This window comes from Staphylococcus sp. GDB9P120P (assembly GCF_017893435.1).
GTDB lineage: Bacteria > Bacillota > Bacilli > Staphylococcales > Staphylococcaceae > Staphylococcus > Staphylococcus cohnii.
The window spans coordinates 1-3,869 of record NZ_JAESNB010000022.1 but is presented as its reverse complement, the minus strand read 5'-3'; the positions used below and the strand labels follow the sequence as shown (position 1 = coordinate 3,869).

3 protein-coding genes and 1 pseudogene are annotated in these 3,869 nt (G+C 32.1%); 2 read left to right on the top strand and 2 right to left on the bottom strand.

The window, feature by feature from the left end:
- Positions 1 to 355 (top strand): rRNA adenine N-6-methyltransferase family protein (locus tag KA856_RS13745; protein WP_281060409.1); only part of this gene is annotated, 355 nt, incomplete at its 5' end.
- 72 nt (positions 356 to 427) lie between these two features.
- Here KA856_RS13745 and KA856_RS13740 read toward each other — a convergent pair.
- Together KA856_RS13740 and mobV are read right to left on the bottom strand one after the other, a co-directional pair.
- Positions 428 to 1,411 (bottom strand): protein rep, encoded by a 984-nt coding sequence (locus KA856_RS13740; protein ID WP_014125933.1) that lies wholly within the window; start codon positions 1,409 to 1,411, stop codon positions 428 to 430.
- A gap of 243 nt (positions 1,412 to 1,654) precedes the next feature.
- A pseudogene (mobV, locus tag KA856_RS13735) lies at positions 1,655 to 2,917 on the bottom strand (MobV family relaxase).
- Between the two features lie 572 nt (positions 2,918 to 3,489).
- Here mobV and KA856_RS13730 point away from each other — a divergent pair.
- The coding region (locus tag KA856_RS13730; protein ID WP_210138780.1) for a 23S rRNA (adenine(2058)-N(6))-methyltransferase Erm(C) at positions 3,490 to 3,869 on the top strand (380 nt) is incomplete at its 3' end.

Sequence of the window (3,869 nt, the reverse complement as noted above, 5' to 3'; positions counted from 1 at the left end):
GGAATACGGGTTTGCTAAAAGGTTATTGAATACAAAGCGCTCATTGGCGTTACTTTTAATGGCAGAAGTTGATATTTCTATATTAAGTATGGTTCCAAGAGAATATTTTCATCCTAAACCTAAAGTGAATAGCTCGCTTATCAGATTAAATAGAAAAAAATCAAGAATATCGTACAAAGATAAACAGAAGTATAATTATTTCGTTATGAAATGGGTTAACAAAGAATACAAGAAAATATTTACAAAGAATCAATTTAACAAATCCTTAAAACATGCGGGAATTGACGATTTAAACAATATTAGCTTTGAGCAATTCTTGTCTCTTTTCAATAGCTATAAATTATTTAATAAGTAAGTTAAGGGGTGCGTAAACTGCACCCCTTAACTTGTCTTGTTTTGCTTAAACAATCTTGGCCCTTTTGTTGAATTACTCTTTAATAAAATAATTTTTCCGTTCCCAATTCCACATTGCAATAATAGAAAAGCCATCTTCATCTGCTTTTTCTTCATCATCTGTATGTATTAAATCGCCATCTTCTGCGTCATCAAGATTTAATTCCTTATGAATTTCCTTTAATAAACCACCATATGAAATTAATCTTTTTCGATAAAGTCCTTCCTCCAAATCAGCTAAACGCTGCAAATTTCTTTCTTCGTCATCAGTCATAAAATCTGTATCTTTTACTGGATATTTTGCAGTTTCATCAATGGCTGATTTTATATCAGATTTATGTTTATTTTTTGGTCGAATCATTTGGACTTTAACGTTTGGATCATAATCTAATTTCATAGCTCTTTTCCAAAATTGAATCCATTGCTTTTGATTCACATAGTTTTCAGTGTTATAAAAATAAGTGCTTTCTACACAAACCAACACATGCATGTGTTGGTTATAAGAATTATCTATATTATTTACAGTTACTTCTGTCGCTCGCATAAAACCAACTAAGTTTTTATTAATTTTCTTATATTTCATCATACGATTAAAACCTTTTGACATATCCGATAAACTTTTATTTAATTCAGTACCATCATAAACATTTCTAACGGTCAACGTAAGGAAAAGCCAACGAACTGTTGGTTTTTGTTTGATAACTTCTGCAACAACCTTTTGTGACTGAATACCATGCTTCATTGCTCTCCTCCAGTTGCACATTGGACATAATCGAGATTTACAAAACCACACACGATATAACGTTTTTTCTCCCGTTTCATAACTCACTTTATATTCAAGTACCTCTGCACAATCTTTTACACGTTCAGCCTTTTTAAATTCAAGAATATGCAAGAGTTCAAAATAATCTACATTTGCCATTTTCTTTTCTCGCCAAGGTCTTATTTTTCCACTTTTTGTTTTGTCGATTAGTACACTTGATTTTTCATCTGAATTAATGCTATTATTATTGCACATAATTAATACAGAAACCCCCTATGTAAATTTGTTTTTGTGTGGTAACTTAAACAATAACATAGGGTATTTTTCTGTGCAAGGATTTTTAAAGGTTCATTAACCTTATAAAGCCAATCACACCAACACTTTAAACGCGATGTAAACTATAAAAATAAAAACTTGTTGTTTCTATATGTATCAAGATAAGAAAGAACAAGTTCAAAACCATCAAAAAAAGACACCTTTTCAGGTGCTTTTTTTATTTTATAAACTCATTCCCTGATCTCGACTTCGTTCTTTTTTTACCTCTCGGTTATGAGTTAGTTCAAATTCGTTCTTTTTAGGTTCTAAATCGTGTTTTTCTTGGAATTGTGCTGTTTTATCCTTTACCTTGTCTACAAACCCCTTAAAAACGTTTTTAAAGGCTTTTAAGCCGTCTGTACGTTCCTTAAGGAATTCCTTAGTGCTTTCATAGATTAAACTCACATCACGCTTTAAATCGCTTATTTTAGACTTTAAAGACTTGTTTTCTTCAAGCAACTCATTATAATCATTTACATTTTCATTAAATCGCTCTACAAGACCACTATATTTTTCTTTAACTTGCCCATGTTCTTTACTTAATTTTTTATATTCTCTCGCCATATCAGTACTCATGAGATTTCTAACATGCTGTTTTAACCTATCGTTATCTCTCGCAGCAGTCACTAAGTTTTTATAATCACGCTCCGATATAACAACATTTTTGGTTGGTTTCTTTTCTGTTTTCATTATTTCTTTTCCCAAACCAAACATGGACTTTTCACCCGTTGGCACTTCAACACTTTTCATGTGTCGTTTCGCTGGTACTTCTAAATCTGATTTAACTTTATCGCTATAAGCAGTCCATTCATCTTTTTTAACTGCTAAATTTTTTTCTAGAAAATCAATCTCTTTTTCCAAAGTTTGTTTTTTAAATTTAGCTGTCTCAATATGTTTACGGTCAGAGCCACGTTCACCACGCTTCAACTCAAAACCCTGTTTTTTCATATGCTCGGGGAATTTATCTTGTAGCCATAACAGTTCTTGACGATTAAACACATTTTTTCCTTGCAGTTTTCCATCACGCATAGGCACAACACCTAAATGCATGTGAGGGGTTTGCTCATCATTATGAACTGTTGCATAAGCAATATTTTGCTTGCCATATCGTTCGGAAAATAATTTATAACTTTCCTCAAAAAATCGTTTTTGTTCTCCTGGATCCAGTTGCTCAAAAAAATCTCGGTCAGATGTTACTAGCAACTCATTTACAAGAACAGCATCTTTCCTCGTTTTTCTTGTACCTGTTTTTTATGATTCAATAATTTCTTTGACACGTTCGTTGTAATCAATATTTTTATCATTTTTCAAATCATAATTTTCACGTGTTCGCTCATGGTCAATATCATCATTCGTTCTACTTTTTCGCTCTCTTTGATTATGAAATTGCATGCCTTTTAGTCCAGCTGATTTCACTTTTTGCATTCTACAAACTGCATAACTCATATGTAAATCGCTCCTTTTTAGGTGGCACAAATGTGAGGCATTTTCGCTCTTTCCGGCAACCACTTCCAAGTAAAGTATAACACACTATACTTTATATTCATAAAGTGTGTGCTCTGCGAGGCTGTCGGCAGTGCCGACCAAAACCATAAAACCTTTAAGACCTTTCTTTTTTTTACGAGAAAAAAGAAACAAAAAAACCTGCCCTCTGCCACCTCAGCAAAGGGGGGTTTTGCTCTCGTGCTCGTTTAAAAATCAGCAAGGGACAGGTAGTATTTTTTGAGAAGATCACTCAAAAAATCTCCACCTTTAAACCCTTGCCAATTTTTATTTTGTCCGTTTTGTTTAGCTTACCGAAAGCCAGACTCAGCAAAAATAAAATTTTTATTGTCTTTCGGTTTTCTAGTGTAACGGACAAAACCACTCAAAAATAAAAAGATACAAGAGAGGTCTCTCGTATCTTTTATTCAACAATCGCGCCCGATTGCAGTACAAATTTAACGGTCGTTCATCATGTTCTTATTTATCAGAGCTTGTGCTATAATTATTTTAAGTTTATAAGAAAGAGGATTATAATGAACAAAAAAAATATAAAAGACAGTCAAAACTTTATTACTTCGAAACGTAATATAGATAAAATAATGACAAATATAAGCTTAAATGAACATGATAATATCTTTGAAATTGGCTCAGGAAAAGGGCATTTTACCCTTGAATTAGTACAAAGGTGTAATTTCGTAACTGCTATTGAAATAGACCATAAATTATGCAAGACTACAGAAAATAAACTTGTTAATCACGATAATTTTCAAGTTTTAAACAAGGATATATTGCAGTTTAAATTTCCTAAAAACCAATCCTATAAAATATTTGGTAATATACCTTACAACATAAGTACGGATATAATACGCAAAGTTGTTTTTGAAAGTATAGCTGATGAGAGTTATTTAATCGT